This window comes from Chitinophaga sp. OAE865, assembly GCF_040546735.1.
GTDB lineage: Bacteria > Bacteroidota > Bacteroidia > Chitinophagales > Chitinophagaceae > Chitinophaga > Chitinophaga polysaccharea_A.
Window position 1 is genome coordinate 4394725 of record NZ_JBEPOF010000001.1, and the last position, 22387, is coordinate 4417111.

19 protein-coding genes are annotated in these 22387 nt (G+C 46.4%); 5 read left to right on the forward strand and 14 right to left on the reverse strand.

Translation table 11 applies throughout. The features are described 5' to 3' along the window. Positions 1-3: 3 nt before the first annotated feature. Positions 4-537, forward strand: coding sequence for a histidine phosphatase family protein (locus ABIE50_RS17780; RefSeq protein WP_142686887.1), 534 nt, complete (start codon positions 4-6; stop codon positions 535-537). 347 nt (positions 538-884) lie between these two features. On the opposite strand, the gene amaB is transcribed toward ABIE50_RS17780, so the two are convergent. From amaB to panC, 9 genes are all read right to left on the reverse strand, one after another. Continuing rightward, positions 885-2411 (reverse strand): L-piperidine-6-carboxylate dehydrogenase, encoded by a 1527-nt coding sequence (gene amaB / locus ABIE50_RS17785; protein ID WP_209857632.1) that lies wholly within the window; start codon positions 2409-2411, stop codon positions 885-887. A 24-nt stretch (positions 2412-2435) separates the two neighbouring features. Then, positions 2436-3326: a DUF1338 domain-containing protein gene (locus tag ABIE50_RS17790; RefSeq protein WP_209857633.1), complete on the reverse strand. Its 891-nt coding sequence runs from the start codon at positions 3324-3326 to the stop codon at positions 2436-2438. A gap of 18 nt (positions 3327-3344) precedes the next feature. Next, positions 3345-4415, reverse strand: coding sequence for a saccharopine dehydrogenase family protein (locus tag ABIE50_RS17795; protein ID WP_209857634.1), 1071 nt, complete (start codon positions 4413-4415; stop codon positions 3345-3347). Between the two features lie 416 nt (positions 4416-4831). Next, on the reverse strand, positions 4832-5647 hold the full coding sequence (gene panB / locus ABIE50_RS17800) for a 3-methyl-2-oxobutanoate hydroxymethyltransferase (protein WP_209857635.1): 816 nt from the start codon (positions 5645-5647) through the stop codon (positions 4832-4834). Between the two features lie 95 nt (positions 5648-5742). Continuing rightward, a complete protein-coding gene (locus tag ABIE50_RS17805; RefSeq protein ID WP_142686892.1) occupies positions 5743-6630 on the reverse strand; it encodes a Ppx/GppA phosphatase family protein in 888 nt (295 codons plus the stop codon). A 44-nt stretch (positions 6631-6674) separates the two neighbouring features. Beyond that, complete coding sequence (ppk1, locus tag ABIE50_RS17810; RefSeq protein ID WP_209857636.1) at positions 6675-8822, reverse strand: polyphosphate kinase 1; 2148 nt, start codon at positions 8820-8822, stop codon at positions 6675-6677. A 338-nt stretch (positions 8823-9160) separates the two neighbouring features. After that, on the reverse strand, positions 9161-10201 hold the full coding sequence (locus ABIE50_RS17815) for a lysylphosphatidylglycerol synthase transmembrane domain-containing protein (protein WP_209857637.1): 1041 nt from the start codon (positions 10199-10201) through the stop codon (positions 9161-9163). A 46-nt stretch (positions 10202-10247) separates the two neighbouring features. Next, on the reverse strand, positions 10248-10592 hold the full coding sequence (panD, locus tag ABIE50_RS17820; RefSeq protein WP_133811105.1) for an aspartate 1-decarboxylase: 345 nt from the start codon (positions 10590-10592) through the stop codon (positions 10248-10250). Positions 10593-10705: 113 nt separating this feature from the next. Beyond that, positions 10706-11569, reverse strand: coding sequence for a pantoate--beta-alanine ligase (gene panC / locus ABIE50_RS17825; protein WP_209857638.1), 864 nt, complete (start codon positions 11567-11569; stop codon positions 10706-10708). Between the two features lie 110 nt (positions 11570-11679). Between panC and ABIE50_RS17830 the strand changes: the two genes are divergently transcribed. From ABIE50_RS17830 to ABIE50_RS17845, 4 genes are all read left to right on the forward strand, one after another. Beyond that, positions 11680-12498, forward strand: a complete 819-nt coding sequence (locus ABIE50_RS17830) for a glycogen/starch synthase (RefSeq protein WP_142686896.1) — start codon at positions 11680-11682, stop codon at positions 12496-12498. Positions 12499-12595: 97 nt separating this feature from the next. Continuing rightward, positions 12596-13957, forward strand: coding sequence for a DUF4270 family protein (locus ABIE50_RS17835; RefSeq protein WP_209857639.1), 1362 nt, complete (start codon positions 12596-12598; stop codon positions 13955-13957). Positions 13958-13978: 21 nt separating this feature from the next. Next, positions 13979-15235: a methionine adenosyltransferase gene (gene metK, locus ABIE50_RS17840; protein ID WP_142686898.1), complete on the forward strand. Its 1257-nt coding sequence runs from the start codon at positions 13979-13981 to the stop codon at positions 15233-15235. A gap of 553 nt (positions 15236-15788) precedes the next feature. Further along, positions 15789-17195: a right-handed parallel beta-helix repeat-containing protein gene (locus ABIE50_RS17845; protein WP_209857640.1), complete on the forward strand. Its 1407-nt coding sequence runs from the start codon at positions 15789-15791 to the stop codon at positions 17193-17195. Between the two features lie 67 nt (positions 17196-17262). Here ABIE50_RS17845 and ABIE50_RS17850 read toward each other — a convergent pair whose 3' ends face one another. From ABIE50_RS17850 to ABIE50_RS17870, 5 genes are all read right to left on the reverse strand, one after another. After that, the gene (locus ABIE50_RS17850; RefSeq protein WP_209857641.1) at positions 17263-18204 is read right to left on the reverse strand and encodes an alpha/beta fold hydrolase; all 942 of its coding nucleotides are present in this window, start codon (positions 18202-18204) and stop codon (positions 17263-17265) included. Positions 18205-18210: 6 nt separating this feature from the next. Then, complete coding sequence (locus ABIE50_RS17855) at positions 18211-18978, reverse strand: carboxylesterase family protein (protein WP_209857642.1); 768 nt, start codon at positions 18976-18978, stop codon at positions 18211-18213. 57 nt (positions 18979-19035) lie between these two features. Then, entirely contained in the window at positions 19036-19752 is a 717-nt protein-coding gene (locus ABIE50_RS17860; protein WP_142686902.1) for a TolC family protein, read from the reverse strand. After that, positions 19749-21182 (reverse strand): O-antigen ligase family protein, encoded by a 1434-nt coding sequence (locus tag ABIE50_RS17865; protein ID WP_209857643.1) that lies wholly within the window; start codon positions 21180-21182, stop codon positions 19749-19751. Before ABIE50_RS17865 ends, ABIE50_RS17860 begins: the two co-directional genes overlap by 4 nt. Positions 21183-21302: 120 nt before the next feature. Then, complete coding sequence (locus tag ABIE50_RS17870; protein ID WP_209857644.1) at positions 21303-22382, reverse strand: acyltransferase family protein; 1080 nt, start codon at positions 22380-22382, stop codon at positions 21303-21305. Positions 22383-22387: the final 5 nt, after the last annotated feature.

The following is a 22387-nucleotide window of genomic DNA, read 5'->3' on the forward strand; positions in this document are numbered from 1 at the left end:
ATCATGTTAAAAGCTGTTCTCATGGCCACTTTGCTGGCTACCGGTACTCCCGTGTCTGCTACGGAACCGGAAGTAACCACTCTCATTTTTGTGAATGCCGCTGAGGTGGAATCATCTCCATCCGCAGATCCGGGCCTTAGTGCTGCAGGGCAGGAACAGGCCTCCCAGCTGGCATCTTCGCTGGAGGGGATGGATATCTCCGCTATTTATACCACCTATCTGAACCGCTCTGTGCAAACGGTGACCCCGCTCTCAAAAGCCCGTCAGCAGGAGCTGGGCTATTTCCGGTTAAATGGTGATCCCGACCAGACTACGGCTGTTATTAAAGACATGATAAAGAAAAATAAGGGCAAAACGATTGTTATCTGCAGTGTTCCCGAAAATATTACTGCAATGTTGCAGCATGCAGGCGTGAAGGGAAAAACCATGAAAACACTGTATGATAAAGGATGTGGACAGGTTTTAGTGGTAAAACACAGTGGTGGCGGTACGGCAGTAGCACAAAAGTTGAATATGAATATTCAAAAAAAAGTCTAATATTTATATCCGGAAAAGTTACTGATGGCTTCCCGCCATTATTGACTTTTCTCATAAGCATGGTTTCCGTTTAACGAAAAGCGGGGTTCTCTAACCTCGCTACTATTTTTAAAAACCATGTTGCCATCGGTGTATGTAGAGAAAGGTAACAAAGGTTACCTGGTTATTCAACCTAGTTATTTTATCAACCGCTTTTAAAAATCTGATCGGGTAGCATCTCCTGTCATGAAAATTAAAAGCTCCGGGGCAAGTGCCTCGGAGCTGGATGATCCGAAAAAATTTACTGTAGAAATATATTATTCCCAGCTATCTCTTTTGTTATGAAAGAGATAGCTGGTTGATTTGTGCTAGAGATCAAATCTGATACCCTGGGCCAGCGGAAGGCTATTGGAATAGTTGATGGTATTGGTTTGCCTGCGCATGTAAGCTTTCCATGCATCGGAGCCGCTTTCACGGCCGCCGCCGGTTTCCTTCTCCCCGCCAAAGGCACCGCCTATTTCGGCGCCGGAAGTGCCAATATTTACATTGGCAATGCCGCAGTCGGATCCTGCATTGGAAAGGAATTGTTCCGCTTCCCGGAGGTTCAGCGTCATGATGGCGGAGGATAATCCCTGTGGCACATCATTCTGCATGGCAATGGCTTCGGCCAGTGTGGTGTATTTCATAACATACAGGATAGGCGCAAAGGTTTCGTGCTGTACAATAGGGTACGTGTTTTCCACTGCCGCAATACAGGGTTTCACATAGCAACCCGATTCATAACCCGGTCCGGACAGCACGCCCCCTTCCACCAGGAAGGAACCGCCCTGTTGCTTTACCTGTTCAATAGCACTGAGATAAGCATCCACAGCGGCTTTATCGATCAGCGGCCCTACGTGGTTATGCTCATCCAGCGGGTTGCCGATACGCAATTGCGCATATGCTTTCACCAGTCGGGCTGTAAATGCATCGTATACACTTTCATGGATGATCAGCCTGCGGGTGGAAGTACAGCGTTGTCCGGCTGTGCCAACAGCGCCAAATACAGCGCCAATAAGCGACATATCAAGATCGGCATCCTGGGAGATGATAATGGCGTTATTGCCTCCGAGCTCAAGCAGGGAGCGTCCTAAACGCTCTCCAACCGCCGCGCCCACGGCTTTACCCATCCGGGTGGAGCCGGTGGCTGAAACCAGGGGGATACGCTTGTCGTGCGCCATCCATTCACCTGCGTCCCTGTTACCGGTAACCAGGCAGCAAACGCCTTCCGGTACATTGTTGGCGGCAAATACATTAGCTACTATATGTTGGCAGGCCAGCGCTGTAACAGGCGTTTTTTCAGAAGGCTTCCAGATGCATACGTTCCCGCAAACCCATGCCAGCATGGAGTTCCAGCTCCAAACCGCTACAGGGAAATTAAACGCGGAAATAATACCGGTGATGCCCAGCGGATGCCATTGCTCATACATCCGGTGCCCCGGGCGCTCTGAATGCATAGTTAATCCGTGCAGCTGCCTCGACAGTCCCACGGCAAAGTCGCAGATGTCAATCATTTCCTGTACCTCTCCGTATCCTTCCTGCAGGCTTTTTCCCATTTCATAGGATACGAGCTTGCCCAGATGTGTTTTATGTTCACGGAGCGCGGCCCCGATCTGCCGTACTATTTCACCTCTTTTGGGAGCAGGCCAGGTGCGCCATTCTTTGAACGCTTCCTGGGCGATGGCAACCACCTGGTCATAATCTTCCCGGTTGGCGCTTTTAACCGTAATAATCTTTTTATTATTTACCGGTGAAACCGAGGTGATCTCTTCCCCGTGAGCGGGCAACCAGTGCGTTCCCGTGCTGATGCCACTTTGTGCCGCGGTGATGCCAAATGCTTTTAAGATATCTTCCATTGTTGGTGTATTAAGGAACTAAAATTAGGAACTTTTTTTTGTTTGGGCAGTGTAGGTGCTTTCGAAGATCTTATCGGCGTTGCCTGCTTCAAACCCTTCCCGCCTGTGTTCCCGGCGTATTTCGCCTGCCGGCAGATGTGCAAATGCAGGCAGTACTTTTCTTTCTGCAAACTCCACATACGAACCGGCGATAGGATATTCTTCCCCGCCGGCAAAGGTAGCAGTGATCATTCCCGCTACGGTGGCGCTTTGCAGCAGGTTGCCGTCGGGGCTGGTTTTTATTTTGCCACCTGCATCATTGAGGCGAAATCCGTGTTGCTCCAGGAAGCGATTGAAATCAGCCACCGTATTATATCCTGGCGGAAGGTTATGTACGCTTACGGTGAAATGATTGAGATAATAACGGTTATAGATCACCCATGCAGCATATTCACTTTCTGCGGCCAGTACTTTGTAATCCGCCAGGGTAGGGGTTTGCCACAGGGCGCTGTGAAGGAAGGTATCTACGGCCTTGCTATCGTCCAGGTTCAGCGTATTCACAGGGTCGCTTGTTACTTCATCTGTATAGCGGTGAATAATGGCTTGTGCAGCACTGCTCAGGTCGGCCACACGCAGCTCGCTGATGAAGATGCGGGGATATTGCGGCTCGGGAGGCGCATACCACCAGGCATCCAGTTTTTTGGCAGGGAAGTGATAGGGATCCATTTTCGTATAGCCGTAATGGAGAAATATTTTCTCGAGCGATTGCACCCCGAGCTGTGGTACGCCCATAGTACGAAAGGCGATGTGATCATTTTCAATATCATCTGCCCGGGCAATAATACCTTCCTTTATCATGGCGGCAATAACGGCTCCCACATCCGGAACCCTTTGCTGATAGCGTTCCATCAGCCCGTTTAAAACATCTTTTAACATGACATACAGCTTTTAGGGCTAATTATAATATACCGCAAAGCGGTTGTTGATCAGGTCATTGAATACCACGTCTTCCTGGCGTACAAAGCCATTGGCAGGCAGCAGCCCTTTGGCATGCAGGTCTATTACTGCACAGGCAGCGCCGGCGGTGGTAAGCTGGATGGCGGTAAAATCCCTGCCTCCAACAGCCTGGTTATAGATCTTCCGGGAATAGGACCGTTGTACAGAACGGCCGTTCACCATCCCGGAAACGGATACAAAAACCAATACCACGTCTTGCGGGGTGAAAGGTATGCTATCTTCCATTATCTCCTTCAGTATTTCTCTCTTTTTATTGAGTTTCAGCTCATTGAGAAGGATCTTCATCAACTGGCAATGACCCGGATAACGAACGGTTTTATAATCGAGGTTATATACTTTACGGTCGAGTATCTCCGCCAGTGCGCCAAGTCCGCCGGAAGTGTTAAAAGCTTCATATTCCACGCCGTCAAGTGCAAAGCGCTCATAGCCTTCCATGGGCATTACTTCTTTGCGTTCGCCTTCATGAATGGCATCGCAGGGGTTGCAGTATTCGTTGATCAGCCCATCAGTGCTCCAGGTAAGATTGTACATCAGGCTGTTGGTTGGAAACTGGGGCAGGGCGCCTACACGGAGGCGAACGGCGTCCAGCGAATCAAACTGTTTGGCAATATCATGAGCGGCAATGCTGATGAAGCCCGGCGCCAGTCCGCATTGCGGCATGAAGCTTACATTTGCTTCCGAAGCTATTTCGCGGATAGCATTGGTGGTAGCTACATCTTCTGTCAGATCAAAATAGTGGGTGTTGGTTTTGGCGGCTGCAGCCGCAATTTTTACATTCAGGAAAAAGGGGCAGGCACTGAGCACCATGTCCTGTTCCTGTAATGCCTGCTGAAGAGAGCTGGCGTTGTTTACATCCAGTATCGTTTTGCGTATACCAGCGTCTGTACATTTTTGCAGCAGGGCATTGTTGCTGTCGGCCAGCGTTACTTCATAGTCGCCGGACTGTTGCAGTAAAAAGGCTGCAGTTTCACCGATCTTGCCGGCGCCGATAATCATTACACGTTTCATAATCTGTTTGGAATTATAGTGAAGGGGGAGAATTTTATCTCCCTGATAAATGAAAACAAATGGCGCTTCCCTTAACTACGTATATACATCACTGTTATACACGATCAAATGTATTTGCAGATTGGTTGAAACAGACCAATGCAAATCATCCATCACGATGAATACCAGTATTGCGGATACAATAGTTTACAGGCCGCTGTGCGGCTTTTACAGGAAGATAAAAAAAGGAAGTGCTACCTATGGCACATGGGAGCAGGTGCTCCGCAGATAGGAGAGTAGAGAAAGCTGTATGTTTAACAGGTAGTTCATCAACTTATAAAGTGCGAAGCGAATATAGGGAATTTATATTAAATGCAAATGACGAATTTGCAGAGAGATAAATAGCTCTTACAAATTCGTCATGCTTATGTTTTTGATCAGTATTGTTCATTTTCATTCGGGAAATCCTTGGACTTTACATCATTGATATAAGCCTGGGTGGCTCCAAAGATCTCAGTGTAAAGGTCAAGGTAACGGCGGAGGAAACGTGGTTTGAACTCCTTATTAATGCCGAGCATATCATGCATCACCAGTACCTGGCCATCCACATACCTGCCGGCGCCGATGCCTATGATGGGAATTTCCACTGTTTCGGCAACCACTTTGGCCAGTGCGGCCGGGATTTTTTCCAGCACAATGGCAAAGCATCCTGCTTCCTGCAGCAGTTTCGCATCATTGATCAGCTTATTGGCCTCCGCTTCTTCGGTGGCGCGAACAGCGTAAGTACCGAATTTATAGATGGATTGTGGGGTGAGCCCCAGGTGCCCCATTACAGGAACCCCTGCGGAGATAATGCGTTTTACGGATTCAATGATTTCTTCGCCGCCTTCAATCTTAATCCCGTGGGCGCCGGTTTCCTTCATAATGCGGATAGCAGATCCCAGCGCTTCCTTGGAGTTACCCTGGTAAGAACCGAAGGGGAGGTCTACCACTGCGAAGCAGCGCTTAATAGCCCTGACCACTGAAGCGGCATGATAGATCATCTGGTCCAGTGTAATAGGCAGCGTGGTTTCATGACCCGCCATTACATTGGATGCAGAATCTCCTACCAGCAGGATATCAATGCCGGCATCATCAAAAATGCGGGCCATGGAATAATCATACGCAGTAAGCATGGAGATCTTTTCCCCGTCTACTTTCATCTTCTGCAGTATATGCGTAGTGACACGCTTTATTTCTTTATTCACAGACATAAGCAGTGAGCATTTAGCATTTAGCTGTTAGCAATAACCGCAAAGGTGGTAATATAAAAAGATAAAAGGAAATGTTTTTTATGTACGGCCGGGGATCAGGAGCTGACGGCGATCTCCTCGTAAAGGGCATGAATAAGACCATCTGCCAGCCCTATCTTTGGTACATATATTTCCGGCGTATCTGCCCAGCGCATAATATTCACATAGATCTGCAGGGCGGGAACGATAACGTCGGCCCTGTCTTCCCGCAGATTATACAGGTGAATACGTTCTTCCACGGTGAATGCGCTGAATTCCTTGTAGTAATCTTTCAGCGTATCCAGTGAAAGGGGCTTGCCTTCTTTTCTTTTAGAGAGGGAGAATATTTTATTGATGTTGCCGCCGGAGCCGATGGCTGTTACGGCGCCTATGCCTTTGAGCTGCTGTTTCAGGAAATCTTTCAGCTGCTGCCATTGGGCTTCAGTTACCTGTTGCTGCAACAGGCGGATAGTGCCTATATTGAAAGATTCCTTAAAGATCTGTTTACCGGCGCTGAAAAGGGTGATCTCTGTACTGCCGCCGCCTACGTCTATATAGAGGTACGACTTTGTTTTATCCATGTTTTCAGCCACATGGTTTTCATAAATGAAAGCAGCTTCTTCCTGGCCGGTAATGATCCGGATATCGATACCCGTTTTGGCTTTTACCTGCTGGAGTATATCCTCGCCGTTGCTGGCGTCGCGCATGGCCGAGGTGGCGCATGCTTTGAGATATTTCACCTCGTACACATCCAGGAGCAGCTTATAGGCCCGGATGGTATCAATCAGGTGCGTGGCCTTTTTATCTGAAATAACCTGGTTGTTAAACACGTCAAATCCCAGTCGCAGCGGTACTCTCACCAGGTTTAGCTTGGTGAAGTCCATTACGCCCGCGCTATTCGGCGATGCTTCAGAGATGAGCAGTCTGGCAGCATTGGAGCCAATATCAATCGCAGCTAATTTCATCTGTCAGTCGTTAGATCAAAGGGCAAAAGTATAACTTTTCAGCGTTAATGGTATTGTTTTTCATGCAGGTATTTATAGATCTCTATCTGTGTACGGATCTTTTTATCTCCATCTTTCCGGTATTCATTTTTCTGTTCGTTATCCAGCACCCGGGCTTTTACATTACCGCTCAGCTGGATGTTCATGATATCGATCAGTTCCTGTCGTATAGCCGGGTCCGTTATAGGGGCAGCGGCTTCCACGCGGTGGTCCAGGTTACGGATCATCCAGTCGCAGGAAGCAATGAATACTTTTTCCTGTCCGCCGTGATGGAAAATAAATACGCGGGCATGTTCCAGGTATTCATCCACGATGCTTACTGCGGTGATGTTCTTTTTCCATTTTTTATTTTCCGTATAGGCGCAGCAGATACCACGGATCACCATTTTCACATCCACGCCGGCCTTGGCGGCTTCATACAATTTGGCGATGAGAGCGGCGTCGGAGAGCGAGTTCATTTTGATGGTAATGGCGGCTTTCTTCTTGTGTTTTGCGTTCTTGATCTCACGGTCCATCAGTCGCAGGAAAGTATCGCGCATATTGTACGGGCTTACCGGCAGCGTTTTGCAGCCTTCCAGGATCTTGATATCATGACGAGGGCTTTCCAGGTAGGAAAAGATGCGGTTCATATCTGCGATGATGGCGCGGTTAGTGGTGAGCAGGCAGTGATCGCCGTATACCCTCGCTGTTTTTTCGTTCAGGTTACCGGTGCTTACAAAACCGCATTGCAGTGTTTTGGTACCGATCCGTTTTTTGATCACGCATAATTTGGCATGAACCTTCATATTAGGGATACCCAGCAGCACTTTAACGCCTTCTTCTTCCAGGCGTGATTTCCAGTCCAGGTTGGCTGCTTCGTCAAAGCGTGCGCGCAGTTCCAGCACTACGGTCACGTGTTTCCCGTTGCGAACGGCGTTTACCAATGCGTTTACTATCTTGGAATTACGGGCAAGCCTGTACGCAGTTATTTTTATGGAAGATACATTAGGATCTATGGCGGCTTCCCTCAGCAGGTCGATGATGGTATCGAACGAGTGATAGGGGAAGTGCAGCATGACGTCCTGCTGTTGTATTACGTGCATTACGCTTGGCGCATTTACAAACAGCGGATGGGTAAATGTTTTACGGTGTAAATGAGGAGGGAAGATGGTTTCCGGGAAATCCATAAAATCTTTGAAGTTATGGATACGGGCTCCGGGGATGAGGTTATCTTTTCCGGAGAGGCCCTGCCTGCGCATAAGATATTCCAGCAGCAGGGGATCTATGTCCTTATCATATACAAACCGCACAGGCTTGCCTTTGCGCCGGTCTTTCAGTCCTTTTTCAATCTGGTGGATAAGGCTGTCGGAAATATCGTTATCAATATCCAGTTCCGCATCGCGGGTTACTTTGATAATATGTGCGGTGAATTTATCGTAACCGAAATAGGAAAAAATATTGGGAAGACAAAAACGCACCAGGTCTTCCAGCAGTATAATATCATGTTCTCCGGGTTTGGAGGGCAGGATAATAAAACGGGGAAGCACCGTGGTGGGTATTTCAATGAGCGCAAATTTTTGTCGTACGGAATTATCCTGCCGTGCCAGTACAATGGCCAGGTAAATAGATTTATCGCGCAGGATAGGGAACTGTTGTATGCTTTCAATCATCAGGGGGATGATGTTGGTGCGTACCTGTTCGTTGAAGTAGTTGAGTACAAATTTCTGTTGCTCGCGGTTAAGTTGTTTTTCCGTCCGCATGAAGATGTGCTGGGCTTCCAGTTCTTCGGCGATATCTTTCCATACCAGGTCAAACTCGCGTTGTTGTTCAATTACACGGGCCTGTATCTCATCCAGTATTTTGTCAGGGTTTTCTTCGAGATGCATTTTACCGGCTTTGCCGAAAGACATCATTCGTTTAAGAGTGGCTACCCTTACCCTGAAAAACTCATCGAGGTTATTGGAAAAGATGCCGAGGAAGCGGATACGTTCATGCAATGGAACGGTTTTATCTGCTGCTTCCTGTAATACCCTTGCGTTAAAAGAGAGCCAGCTGATATCCCTGGCAATCATTTTTTTCTTTTCTGTAACGCCTTTTTTCGTAGTTGTTTTCTTCTGAATTGTTACTTCGGGCATTGTAATAGTATCAAGTTTCTCACCATTCGGCAAACGCATACGAACTTATTTACATTCAAAAATGACATCGTCTGAACTACGATGATACAGCTTTCGCTTTAATTGAAGTATTAAATTAAAGTTAAAGAAAAATCGGGGAGAAATCGCCTTCGGCGATTACGCGGGGTTTGTCTGACTCAGGATTAAACTGATTAAACTGATTATCCTGATTTGATTACTTTGGATTTTAAAAGATTTGAGGAGAGGTAAGCGGATACTTTCGCCTACCTCTCCCCAAAATCTTTTATAAATCTACAAATTCTATCCGCTTCTATCTGCCAAAATCTTTTAAATCATTTATAAAATCGTAAAAAATCAAATCATGATAATCAGTTTAATCAGTTTAATCCTGAGTCAGACAAACTCCGCGTAATCGCCGAAGGCGATTTCTTGTTGTAAAGCGGCAGTCCCACCAGGCTGATAAAGCCAAGGAGTATCACCAGCACGGTTTGCGCTACCCAGATGATCCAGCCAAAGGCAAAGCCGATGGCCAGGGGAATGCCATATAATTCCAGTGATTTCTGTACAAGGGGTTGATAGGCGCCTATACCGCCGGGGGTAACGATCATGCCTACACTACCGATCATCAGTACGGCAAGAGCGGCGCTGATGCCCAGGTGACTGGTTTCTTTCAGGCAAAAGAAACCGATGTACACCTGCGAAAGGTAGCATGACCAGATCAATACGGTATGTAACAGGAACCAGCCTTTCTTTTCCATTTTACCAATGGAAAGAATGCCTTCCATAATGCCTCGTGCGAGGTTTTTTATGGTAACGGCCACTTTGGACCTGGCAAATTTTTTCAGGAGCCAGAGCAGCAGCAGTATAACGCCTGCAAGTATAGTAATGCCTGTGAGCAGCTGTATGCCGTTGGCCCGGGCTACTTTATGCGACAATGGTATAAAAATCGATTCGTTCACATAAGAACCCAGCACGTCCAGCTGTGTTAGTACGGTAAGGGCCATGAGCAGCAGCAGGCATACCATGTCTACCGCGCGCTCAGCGATCATTGTGCCTACCAGTTTATCGGCCGGTACTTTTTCATATTGAGCCAGTATCCCGCACCGGGTCACCTCCCCGAGGCGGGGTACAGCGAGGTTGGCAAGGTAGCCTACCATTACGGCAAAAAAGGTATTCAATGTCGAGGGCTGGTGGCCCAGTGGTTTCATGAGCAGTTTCCATCTTACAGCCCTGAACCAGTGACTGGCAATACCGATGGTCATGGTGGGGATCAGCAGCCAGTAGTTGGCTCTGCGGAATGCGGTATTGATCTGGTTCCACTGTTCTGTAGTAATATCTTTGGTAAAAAGCCAGATCAACAGCACCCCGATGCCGAAAAAGCAAATAAACTTAATGACGTTCTTAAGCGTTTTGGGCATGATCCAAAGTTGTTTAGGGCGTTAATAAAACAGGTACAGTATGGGTCTACAGTTTATTCCCTTCTTTGGGGAAAATGGCAATAGGCGTATATTTTTTTGCTTCTTCAAAATCCATAGTGGCATAGGAGATGATGATCACTATATCACCTGGGGCAACAAGACGGGCGGCGGGGCCATTCATACAGATCACGCCGGAACCGCGTTTTCCTTTGATCACATATGTTTCCAGGCGTTCTCCGTTATTTACGTTCAACACCTGCACTTTTTCATACTCGATTAAACCAGCGGCGTCCATAAGGTCTTCATCAATCGTAATACTTCCAACATATTGCAGATTGGCTTCCGTAACAACCGCGCGGTGAATCTTACACTTTAAAATTTCGATTTGCATAATTATACTGGCTTATCGCTATAGAGCGTTTGCAAAGCTAGGGAAAAAATATGGAAGATCGAACAGGGGATGCAGCAGTAATGCAGTGTTTGCCGCATCCCCTGCGGGTGGGGTTACAGGCTTCCCTGCAGTACCATATTATCGATCAGGCGAACCCCGTCCAGCCAGGCAGCAATGGCTACCACTACCGTGGCATTTCCCGGTGGCTGATCCAGGGGAACGAGACTATCATTTTCCAGCCGGAGTATATCTACATATTCGGGTTCAAAGCCCTGCTTTTTGAGGGCATCAAAAGCTTCATGGGCGCCTTCCAGGAAGTGAAGGCCCTTCCCGAAATTATCCCTGATATGGAGCAGCGCCTGGTAAATGCCTGTTGCTTTTCTCCGGGCGGCGGGAGAGAGGCGTGTATTACGGCTGCTCATGGCCAGCCCATCTTTTTCCCTTTCAGTGGGGCATACTACCAGTTTCACCGGGGAATGGGTAATTTCCAGGAGCCGGCGTACGATCAGGCATTGCTGCAGATCTTTTTGTCCCATAAAAAGCTGGTCTGGTTGCACAATATCCAGTAACTTGTGAACAATGCGACCCACGCCCTGAAAATGCCCGGGGCGGAATTTACCTTCAAGGATGGTTTCCAGGTTGCCAAAGTCGTAATGCAGATCACTTTTAAGGCCTTCGGGATACATTTCTTCCACTGATGGTAAAAAAAGTATATCTGTCGATACGTTATTTAATTTCTTTATATCCTCTTCAATGGTGATAGGATATTTTTCAAAATCTTTTGGATCATTAAACTGAGTTGGATTGACAAAGATGCTGCAAACGACCACTTCATTTTCCTGTCTGGCCGCCTGAATAAGTGACAGGTGACCGGCATGGAGGGCTCCCATAGTGGGCACAAAACCAATGCTTTTGTTGCTTTTTCTTACCAGGTCCAGGTGCTTCTTCAGGTCCGTGCTGCGCTTAAATAGATACATAAATCATTGCTTAAAAGGATGTTAAAACTGACAGATTGACCAATATTCCGTAAAAAATCCGTAATTTTGCAAGCCAAATTAAAAATTACTGCATTAATAATCAGCGTTAAATGTCCACAAAGAAAAGAATTCTTTTTATTGCCCAAGAGATGTCGCCGTACCTGGAATTGAGTGATTACGCGGCAATGGTCAATAAAATGGCAATTAAGTCCAATGAGGCTGGCCTGGAAGTGAGAGTGATCATGCCCAGATTTGGAATTATTAATGAGAGAAGACACCGTTTGCACGAGGTCGTAAGATTGTCGGGGATCAACATTGTGATTGACGGGGATGATTATCCGTTGATTATCAAGGTAGCATCACTTCCAAACGCCCGCCTGCAGGTTTACTTCCTGGATAATGAAGATTATTTTAAGCGGAAAACTGTATTTGCTGATGAAAACGATGAGTTTTTTGATGACAATGCAGCGAGAGCTGTCTTCTTTTGTAAAGGGGCCCTGGAAACGGTAAAGAAATTCGGATGGCCTCCGGATATCATTCATTGCAGTGGCTGGATGACCTCTCTGATACCTATGTATCTGAAAACGGCTTATAAAAAAGAGCCGGTGTTTGCCAATTCAAAGATCATTTATTCGCTGACTCCCAATACATTTAAGGAAAAGTTAGGCACTACCTTTGTTAAGAAGGCCACGATCAGTAACCAGATCAAGGAGAAAGATATGGAACTGTTCAAGGACGGCACCAATACAGCACTGAACAGGGGAGCGGCAAAATATGCGGACGCCGTTGTACTGGCCGGTGATAAACTGGAAAAGAAAGTAGTGGATGAAGTGAAAGCGGAAAAAGGAAAGATCATCCTGCCGTTTAAAAAAGATAATGATGATCTGGGAGATTACCTGCAATTATATCAGCAATTGCTGGGTAAATAAACCCTCAGATCCGCCTTTAGTGCGTAGTTGAAGCGTATTTAAAGCGTATAAAAGCATGTTCGGGCAGTAAAACCAATACTCACTAACAACATAACGCGTGAAGATCAATTTCAGGAACCTTAGCTTCTTAGCCACCTATATTACTCTGTTGTACGGAGCCACCGGTTGTAACAAATCCACTATCCTGGGAAGTGGTTTAATTCCTCCCGGCGATTTTGTGAATGCACAGGACACAACGCTCAACGGTATTATCGCCAACAACATACTCCGGTATGATTCCTCCATTTTAAACGGACAAAACGCTTATAACAAGATACTGGGATCAGTTACCACCGATCCGGTTTTTGGCAGAACTCACGCCTTCGTATATACGCAGGTGTCGCTGCCCAAAAGCGCCTTTACTTTTGAAGGTACCGGGCAAACCCTGGATTCCGTGGTGTTGTCGCTGAGCTATACCGGTTACACCGGCGATTCTGCGGCGCCTCAAACCTTCCGGGTTTACCGGATGACTGAGCCCAATTTTAAGATTGATTCCAGCTACCCGTATAACAGGCCCCTGGCTTATAACCCGGGAGAGCTGCTGGGTACCGCTACTGTTACGCCCTTGTCGCTCCGCGACTCCGTAAGCATTTACGGCACCAAGGAAACCGCCCAGCTGCGTATTAAACTGAGCAATGCCTTTGGTAACAGCCTGCTCGCCCAGAAATCAGATGGCGCCTTCGCCACGGATTCTGCATTCCGCGCTTACCTGAAAGGTTTTGCTATTGTTCCTGATACCAATCTGGGTACCAACAGGAACATGATCTACCTGAATCTCAATAATACCAACACCAAACTCACGGTGTTCTATAAAAATACCACGGATGATTCGCTCCGTGCCACCATGGCGTTCGATCAATACGCCAGCGCCCATGCGAATTACTTCACCCGCAATTACAACGGATCGCAGGCTTCCAGGTTTATCAATACCAACAACCCGAATGGCGACAGTATCCTCTTCCTGAATGCAGCTCCCGGCCTGTTCACAAACCTGACCATTCCAGGGCTTGAGAACTTCCCCAATGTGCTGATCAATAAAGCAGAACTGGTCATTACACAAATAACTTCCGGTCCGAGTGATATGAATAATATATTTATTGAACCAGGAAGCTTATCTTTACGCCAGTATACAAACGGTGATACCACCAAGATCCCCGCAGATTATTATACAGGAGGAGGCGCAGCCTATTTTGGCGGCACCCGACAGGTGATTACCAACTTTGGAGGCGTACAGGTAGTTCAATATACCTTTAACCTTGCCAACACCGTACAGCGGTTTATCAGGAAACTGGATGCCAACAAAGGTTTCAGGCTTGAAGGATACTCACCCCTGTACATGGATCTGAACCGTGTGAAAGTTGGCGGCAGCAACCTGTCACAGTATAATATCAAGCTCAGAATTATTTACACTAAACCATAAAACTACTAATCCCAGTTTTTTATGCCTTATTTATTTACATCTGAATCCGTTTCAGAAGGACATCCTGATAAAGTAGCTGATCAGATTTCTGACGCTTTGATCGACAACTTTCTGGCATATGATGCAAAATCCAAAGTAGCTTGTGAAACGCTTGTAACTACCGGCCAGGTTGTTTTGGCAGGTGAGGTGAAATCAGAGGCATACCTCGATGTGCAGGATATTGCAAGGGAAGTAATCCGTAAGATCGGTTATACCAAGAGTGAGTATATGTTTGAAGCGAATTCCTGCGGAATTCTTTCAGCCATACATGAGCAGTCTCCCGATATCAACCAGGGTGTAGACCGTAAATCCCCAGAAGAGCAGGGTGCAGGTGACCAGGGTATGATGTTTGGTTATGCTACCCGTGAAACAGAGAACTATATGCCGCTGGCGCTGGACCTGGCACATAAGCTGTTACTGGAACTGGCAGTGCTTCGCCGCGAAAATAAAGAAATCAAGTACCTGCGCCCCGATGCTAAATCACAGGTAACTATCGAATATTCTGATGATAATAAACCGGTAAGAATCGATTCTATCGTGATTTCCACACAGCACGATGATTTCGATACTGATGAGAAAATGCTGGCAAAGATCAAGGAAGATATGATCAATATCCTGATCCCCCGTGTAAAAGCCCAGCTGAAACCGGAACTGCAAAAACTGTTCGAAGGCTTTGACATTAATCACCACATCAACCCAACCGGTAAATTTGTGATCGGTGGTCCTCATGGCGATACCGGCTTAACCGGCCGCAAGATCATCGTTGATACTTATGGCGGTAAGGGTGCTCACGGTGGTGGCGCTTTCTCCGGTAAAGATCCTTCCAAGGTAGACCGTTCCGCTGCTTATGCCACCCGTCATATTGCCAAAAACCTGGTAGCTGCCGGTGTGTGCGATGAAGTCCTGGTACAGGTGTCTTACGCCATCGGTGTGGCCAAGCCTTGCGGTATTTATGTGAATACCAATGGTACTTCCAAAGTGAAGCTGAATGATGGTGAAATTGCTAAGAAGATCGAAGAAATCTTTGACCTGCGTCCTTATGCTATCGAACAAAGACTGAAACTGCGCAATCCTATCTATAGCGAAACTGCCGCTTATGGCCACATGGGCCGCGAACCTAAGGTGGTTACCAAAGTGTTCAACAAAGGCAAGAAGCACGAGAAGAGCGTGGAAGTAGAGCTGTTCACCTGGGAGAAGCTGGACTACGTAGACAAAGTAAAAGCCGCTTTCGGTTTATAATCGTCCCGGAAGTATATATAATTACAAACTGGCCGTTTCAACTTTTGAGACGGCTTTTTTGTTTAAAGCCTTGTACCTTTTTATTCATTTGTGCTTCATCTTACCACGTTTTATGAATGTGGAAAAGTTTTTCATTTTTTTTCTAAAGATTTCAAAAAAAGTTACATATTACTGTTAAAATTATAGTATATTTAATAGTAATATTATTGATTGGCCTGCGTTTCAGGACTGGTAAGTGCATTACAGGTTCGGTCTATTTCTCAGGAAGGGCATCGTAACATTTATTGCCTCCACAAAATCCGTTATAACTTATATAGCCCTTTTGGGGTCATATAATATTTCGCGGAGGACGTCCGTTTAGATGCTGTTTTATGTCCGGAATTTCTGGATATTCGCAGCCATAAATTAAGATGGACCGTTAAAATTGTTTCCGGAGACAATTGTATACAGTGCATTATTTCTTGAATGACCGAATCCATATCACTTGAATCAATTGCAGTTACTTAGCGTAATTGTGAGCTTTTTATTGAAACCATATAATATCTGAAAAACCATGAGGCACAACATTACCGCACGATTGTCTATGTTCACATTCGTATCCGTTGCACTGGCTTTAGTTATCACAACAGAAAGTTGCAATAAGGATCAAATAAGCCAGCTAGTACCAGAAAATAATCCAACCGAAACTGCAGCAAAGCCCCCTGTTGGCGCGAAGCAGTATACGCTCGTTCCTGATAAGGACGGCAGGCTGGTGGTAGACGGCAGCATTTATAAAGCAGGGGAAATCCTGAATCTGAAAGGAACATTTTCTGCAGTTGTTTTTAATAACCTGAAAGGCGCCTCCGGCAGTCCTATCATAGTTAAAAATGCCAGCGGTACCGTAGTTAAAATTGGCAATCCATCCTGGAGCGGTGGCTCCTGGGCAACTGCTATCAGTTTTGTAAACTGTCACTATGTTAAAGCAGGCGGTGAAAAATCCAAATCCGAATTTGTAATTGAAGGAAGCACCCAGGCAGGAAGGGAAGCATATTTCGACTTTACCCTCAGCCAGCACACCGATAATTTTGAGATCGCCAATGTTACCATACATAACGGTGGAACAGGTATCTGGGCTAAAACAGATCCAATAAAAGGTGATCTGACCACCCAGTATCCTAACTCCTATATGGACAACCTGCTGATCCATGATGTGGCTATCAGTGGTACCAACAATGAAGCATTTTATATTGGTCATACTGCCCTTTACTGGAACCTGACAGCCAATGCGCCTTACTACGGCGATCCTTCAGGGTTTGTAAGTGGCCAGCAGTATGTACAGCCTATTAAATGGCGCAATGTAAAGATCTATAACAACAGTGTGGCAAATGGAGGCGCAGACGGTATACAGACAGCTGCTATCGACAAACTGGAGATCTATGGCAACACCGTTACCAGCTGGGGCGGTCAGCATAACTCGGGCCATAACGGAGGTATCCTCATCGGAGGACGTACTACCAACACGAATGTGCACGATAACTATGTACACGATGGCTGGGGTGAGCTGATCCAGTTCTACGGATCCGGTGAAAATGGCGCTACCCACATCATTCATAACAACCTGTTAAGAGATAACCAGGGAGATGGGGTAAGCCTGAGAGGAACTGATAAGGCAGTGGTGCAGATCACCAATAATACTATTGCCAGAACAGGAGGCGTATCCCTCCGTATCAACGGTTATTTTGGTATGACCGCAGCGCAGATCGTGAAAGACAATGCTTTTATTCAACCAAGGGTAAGCGGCGGCACTATTGCTCTTAATGCTTACATCTATACGGAAAACGGAGCTTCTGTTACAGAAGGAACCGGTGCGGAAGCCAATTCCAAATTCGCAACTGTGGCGGATGCAGGTGTAGATACCAATAATTTCTACCAGCCTAAATCCGGTTCAGCCCTGCTGACCACCGGTTACAGAACCAACTGATATATTGTCACCAGATAATGAAACAGCCGCCCGGTTAACCGGAGCGGCTGTTTTCTTTTACCGGGCATTAGTTTTTCCCTTCAAGATACTTCCACATCAGTTCATTTACTTCCTGTGGCTGCTCATAGTGAGGCATGTGCCCGGCGCTGTCTACTTCATGTACTTCTAAAGTTGGGTATAAAGCGGTATAAGAACTTAATTTCTCTTTTGGGAAGAAGGGGTCCTGCTTCCCGTAAATAAGGAATATTTTCCGGGGCGGAATTTTTTCCAGCAGATAAAGCTGGCTTTGATTCAGCATATTCGTCCAGGAGGAATAGGTAATGCGCTTATACCCCCTGAAATTCATAAAGTATTTCAATCTCGTTGCATAGCTGTTGAACAATGGCTGGTTCACAAACTCTTTTCTTTGTTTTTCCACTGAGCGGGGATACCAATAGCCACTCATCAGGAGGTCTCTTATCACCGGGAATTTCAGCAGTTTACTTGGATGAAGATCGCCGCTGGCCGCTGGCCCCAGCAGTATGATCTGCTTCACGCGATCAGAGTGCCCCGCTGCATAGTCCAACCCGATGGGTGCTCCCATCGACATCGCAATCATATCAAACGGCTGCCGGAGCTTTAATGTGTCGAGCAGCGCCACCAGTTGCTCCCGGTACAGCCGGAGATCATACACTGTTTCGGGTTTGTCGGAATATCCCCGGCCATAAAGATCATAAGACAATACCCTGTACCCTTTGGAGAGGAGATAAGGAATATTGTTTTTCCACACTTCCATACCGGTGCAGCCGCCTCCATGTATCAATACCAGTAGCCTCGCGGTATCGGGGCCGGACAAGCTGTAATGAACGGTTCCCTGTTGCAGCCGTATAAAGGAGCCCGGCGCCGCCCTGCGGGTGATATCATTAAGGGAAGCGGTTTCCTGTTGCTGTTTAATGAAGAAGAAAATCCCCGTCAGCAGCAATGTTGTACCCCCCGTTAGTATTAAGATCCATTTCCTGCGCCCCGCCATGCCTGTTTATCTTTTGAACTGCAATAGCCACTCGTAAATATTCATCCCGTCTTCCCGGTAGGAGGGGTTGTAATATTGTTCCCAGCAGCAGTGTTTGTGATCCCCGATGCTTAGCTTTGTAAGTCCCGGTTTGTACTTGTTTGTACTATCGGCGTAAAGTTTACAGTTGCCCAGGAAAACCGGCTCGTCACTTCCTCCAAAATACCACACATGAATATTGTTCTGGGCAGTTACCTGGAAGCTTTTCAGATTCTCGGCATCAATAGTGGCGGGCGACATATTCACTGCGGCAGCCACCCGCTTTGCCGTTCTTTTATCAGTTACGGCCATGGCTACAGACCATCCGCCGGCGCTATATCCGGTGATATAAATACGGGAAGAGTCGATCGGATATCTTTTCAATACATCTGTAATAACGGCGTCCAGGTGCTCAGGGCCGAGCGACCAGCTGGTAGCCAGTGGCGCCATTACAATGAACTCATATTTTTTACCGTCCAGTTTATTCACGGCATCAATATTCTTCCCTTCATGCATCTGCCTGGCCACACCCTGCCTGAAGATTTTAGTAACATCAGTACCGGCAATGCTTCTGCCGTGAAGGCAAATAAGCAGCGGATATCTTTTCCCACTTTTCGGATTGTCCGGCAGCTTTAGCAAGGCCGGTATATGATGCCAGGGTGTGATCTGCACCTCAATCTGTTTGAATGGTTTTAAGTCCTGTGCAGATACTAACAACGTCTGCAGCGTAAGTGCGATAATAAGAAATACTCTCATTCTTGATTTTATTTTCAGTGATCCGTATTGCCGGATACCATGTTCACTAACCCGATATTATAAATGCAGCAATACTTCTTCCATAGTAGTCCCGATAATGGCTTCCAGTACTAGCTTCGACTGCTTTACATCTCTTTCCAGGTTCACCTTGCGCACCATTTCCGCGTTGTAGATGCGGTATGCTTCATTCAAACCTTCTACAGCGGTATTCTGGTCTCCTTTGGAGAATTTCTGTTCGGTTTGTTTGTAATGGTTGTAGGCGTCTTCCAGTAAAGGGAGCTGCAGCTCATACAATTGTTTGTTGGTGGCATAGTCTTCGTAAGCGCGGAGTACAGCGGATTTCAACGCCAGTTTTTCGCTTTCTTTCTGTTGTTCGAAAACTTTCCCATTGGCTTTTGCAATTTTCACTTCATTAGGAATGCTAACCAGGTGGCCAAGCGGTACATTGATACCAAAGTTATACCTCGGATACAAAGTATTGTTGGTGGTGGTGCCGCCTCCTTTGATCGTGAATTCGTTCAGGTTACCAGAGGCAACAATCATATCCAGCCAGCCGGCTTTAGCCCTGTTTTCATCGTATTTGGTGATCTGTTTTTTTATGTCCAGTGCTTTGATCTGTGGATTTTCCATGGCAAGCTCCACCAGTCTTGTTTTTAACCTGGCCACTGTTGGCTGGTCGGCCGGCAGGCGCAGCACAATGCTGGTATCGGCTCTTTGTGCCTTTGCCATTGTACCTGTTAATGCTACTAATAAAAAGAATAGTACTCGTTTCATGTTGTGATATTTGGAGATGATAATAAATATTTTAGTTTTATAGAGATGCCATTGAGCGCATAGTAAAGCAGGGCTGATTCAATGAGGCCTGACGACTCCTGGGCGTAAATACTTACCACCAGTGCAAACATTACGCAAAGGATCACCAGTGTAAACTGTCTTTCCATTTCTGTTCTGCTGGCGAAATAATTGCTCACCATGTATTGCATTACCAGGTAAATATTTACTATGATGAGTAATAAGCCTACCCATCCCTGTTCAAGTGCGGTACGCAGGTAACCGCTGTCGGGAGGGAACCCGTCCAGTTCACTGCCCGAACCTGGCTCACAGCTGAGAAACCCGCCGCCAATGGGATGACTGTAGATATAAGGTTGTATACGGTGCCGGTTCACATCCCTTACGTTAAGGGAAGCGTCTTCCGAACCGGAGAAGGCCGTTCTCATCCTGATCACAGTAGAATTGCCGTGAAACGGGCCAAACATCAGCACAAGGAAAGCAAACACGAATACCACTGCACCTATCACCGTATTCCTGTTACGAAGGTTTACGAACAGCATCATGATAAGCCCCATCGGTACCATGATATAAGCCGTGCGGGTGCCTGAAAAACCCAATGCCATGAACTGGAGCACCAGTGATATCAGCAGGAATATTTTCTTTGGCATCGTGATCATCCTGCCCGAGCTGGTGAGCAATACAATATTGATAATACAGCCGCAGGCCATGATCACACCAAATACAGCGGGATCAGATACAAATGAAAAAATGCGTATGCCGGTGAGAATAATAACCGTTTTGAATTTCTCAGGATACTTCGCGATATACGCCTTCTCAAAAGGCATTAATCCAAACCACTGCTGTATGCATGCATAAAATGCCGCGATGGTAAGTATGATGATCCAGAACTTCAGGAACAGTTTCAGGTCGTTCATGTTGCGGATCATTTTCATGACCAGGTACATAAAGATCATATTCCGCACAAATACCCTGGCAAAGGTGGTCCATCCATGCCTGTCGTACACAAATGCCGGGTTAAAGAACTGCAGCAGTACATAGCCCCCATAAATGTAAAAGGTGATCAGCACCGGGTCCCGGAGGAAGTCCACTTTTTTAATACTGTCGTCACCGGTCTTCAACAGACTGCCTAGCAGCGTAATCAGCAGGATGGCGTCTATGAGTACTCCCACGGGTATTTCGGTACCAGACATCCGTTCCAGTAAGCGTACGGTCAGTGCAACGGTACAGGAAATAAAATAGCCGGCACGGTAATTCAGCAGGGAAACAGCTGCCACGGTGCTTCCTATCACCAGCCCTATGAGCAATGCAACGTATTTTATCTCCTGGGCACTGATATAGGCAATTGCCGGGATCAGTACTATCCAGCCGATGATAATAAATATGTTGAAAATATTTTTTTTAGCGATTTCCACTTAAGCCAATTTATAAGAATACTATTTTAACAGCCATAGCGATAATTGTAAGCGCTATAAAGATGAGAATCAGCACCTGGTGAAGATGTTGGTCTATCGGCTTCTTTTTTGGTTGCATTTTCATATAAAACTGTGCGTCATTATGTTTTTATTTAAACGGCCAATGCTGAACCTACCCCTGAACAGGAAACTGCATCCAACCTTAACCAGTATGCGGTAGGCGATGATGGAAAGCAGGATCGCCGATGGTATGCAGATCAGCAGCAGGGTGATACCGTTGGTGATGCCAACATACAGCAGTATAGCCCGAAGCCCTGCAAATATGGTAACATGCAGCAGGTAGATATTCAAAGAATAATGACCAATTACATTCAGGAACTGCAGCCTTCGCAGCTTTGCCAGCCAGGATGCAAGCATGATCACGAACAAACATCCGTTAAGTGCAATGAGCATTAATATATACAGGTTCATTTGCTGGTGATACAGGTAATACCATTGCAGTAAACAAAAAACCGGCGTGAACAAAAGCAGGTACGCCGGGTTCGACAACATCTCCTGTACCTCGCCCTGGAAAAAGTATACGGCCACAATATCCCCGATAGCAAAGTAGATATAATGTAATGCGATATCGTAAAGTGCACTGCTGCTTTGCACATAGGGAGCTACGCCGAGTAACGCCAGTCCTAAAAATAATTGCCAGCCCTTCCTTCCTTTGATCAGCAGAGAGGTGAACAGGTACAGCATAGTAACATTAAATAATGCAAACAGGTACCAAAGCTGATCCAGTGTTCTGGGCTGGAGAATAATATTCAGGAAATCCGTCTTTGACCTTTCTGCATTAGCGTATTCCGGGAATAGGATCTGTAAGCTGATCTGTATTACCGCCCATAGTAAGTAAGGATACAGCAAGGTGTTCACCTTCGATATTCCAAAATTCAATGCGCCACGCTTCGCAACACTTCTCCCGAAAAACAAACCTGACAACAGGAAAAACAAGGGCATCCTGAAACTGTAAAGCATATCGTTTGTGTCCAACACTCCTTTGGGCAAAGTCACGCCGCGTGCAACCAGGCCGTACGCCAGATGCCGGTAAACCACAAGTATAATGGCTATTCCCTTGGCATAGTCGATCCAGGCATAACGAGATTCGCTTTTTTCAGGGCGCAAACTAAATATGTCTTTAAAGATCAGTTGATACATGTTTA

Coding starts and splice junctions, on each gene's coding strand:
- ABIE50_RS17780 (WP_142686887.1), top strand. CDS start 4: ATGTTAAAAGCTGTTCTCATGGCCACTTTGCTGGCTACCGGTACTCCC.
- amaB (WP_209857632.1), bottom strand. CDS start 2,411: ATGGAAGATATCTTAAAAGCATTTGGCATCACCGCGGCACAAAGTGGC.
- ABIE50_RS17790 (WP_209857633.1), bottom strand. CDS start 3,326: ATGTTAAAAGATGTTTTAAACGGGCTGATGGAACGCTATCAGCAAAGG.
- ABIE50_RS17795 (WP_209857634.1), bottom strand. CDS start 4,415: ATGAAACGTGTAATGATTATCGGCGCCGGCAAGATCGGTGAAACTGCA.
- panB (WP_209857635.1), bottom strand. CDS start 5,647: ATGTCTGTGAATAAAGAAATAAAGCGTGTCACTACGCATATACTGCAG.
- ABIE50_RS17805 (WP_142686892.1), bottom strand. CDS start 6,630: ATGAAATTAGCTGCGATTGATATTGGCTCCAATGCTGCCAGACTGCTC.
- ppk1 (WP_209857636.1), bottom strand. CDS start 8,822: ATGCGTTTGCCGAATGGTGAGAAACTTGATACTATTACAATGCCCGAA.
- ABIE50_RS17815 (WP_209857637.1), bottom strand. CDS start 10,201: ATGCCCAAAACGCTTAAGAACGTCATTAAGTTTATTTGCTTTTTCGGC.
- panD (WP_133811105.1), bottom strand. CDS start 10,592: ATGCAAATCGAAATTTTAAAGTGTAAGATTCACCGCGCGGTTGTTACG.
- panC (WP_209857638.1), bottom strand. CDS start 11,569: ATGTATCTATTTAAGCGCAGCACGGACCTGAAGAAGCACCTGGACCTG.
- ABIE50_RS17830 (WP_142686896.1), top strand. CDS start 11,680: ATGTCCACAAAGAAAAGAATTCTTTTTATTGCCCAAGAGATGTCGCCG.
- metK (WP_142686898.1), top strand. CDS start 13,979: ATGCCTTATTTATTTACATCTGAATCCGTTTCAGAAGGACATCCTGAT.
- ABIE50_RS17845 (WP_209857640.1), top strand. CDS start 15,789: ATGAGGCACAACATTACCGCACGATTGTCTATGTTCACATTCGTATCC.
- ABIE50_RS17850 (WP_209857641.1), bottom strand. CDS start 18,204: ATGGCGGGGCGCAGGAAATGGATCTTAATACTAACGGGGGGTACAACA.
- ABIE50_RS17855 (WP_209857642.1), bottom strand. CDS start 18,978: ATGAGAGTATTTCTTATTATCGCACTTACGCTGCAGACGTTGTTAGTA.
- ABIE50_RS17860 (WP_142686902.1), bottom strand. CDS start 19,752: ATGAAACGAGTACTATTCTTTTTATTAGTAGCATTAACAGGTACAATG.
- ABIE50_RS17870 (WP_209857644.1), bottom strand. CDS start 22,382: ATGTATCAACTGATCTTTAAAGACATATTTAGTTTGCGCCCTGAAAAA.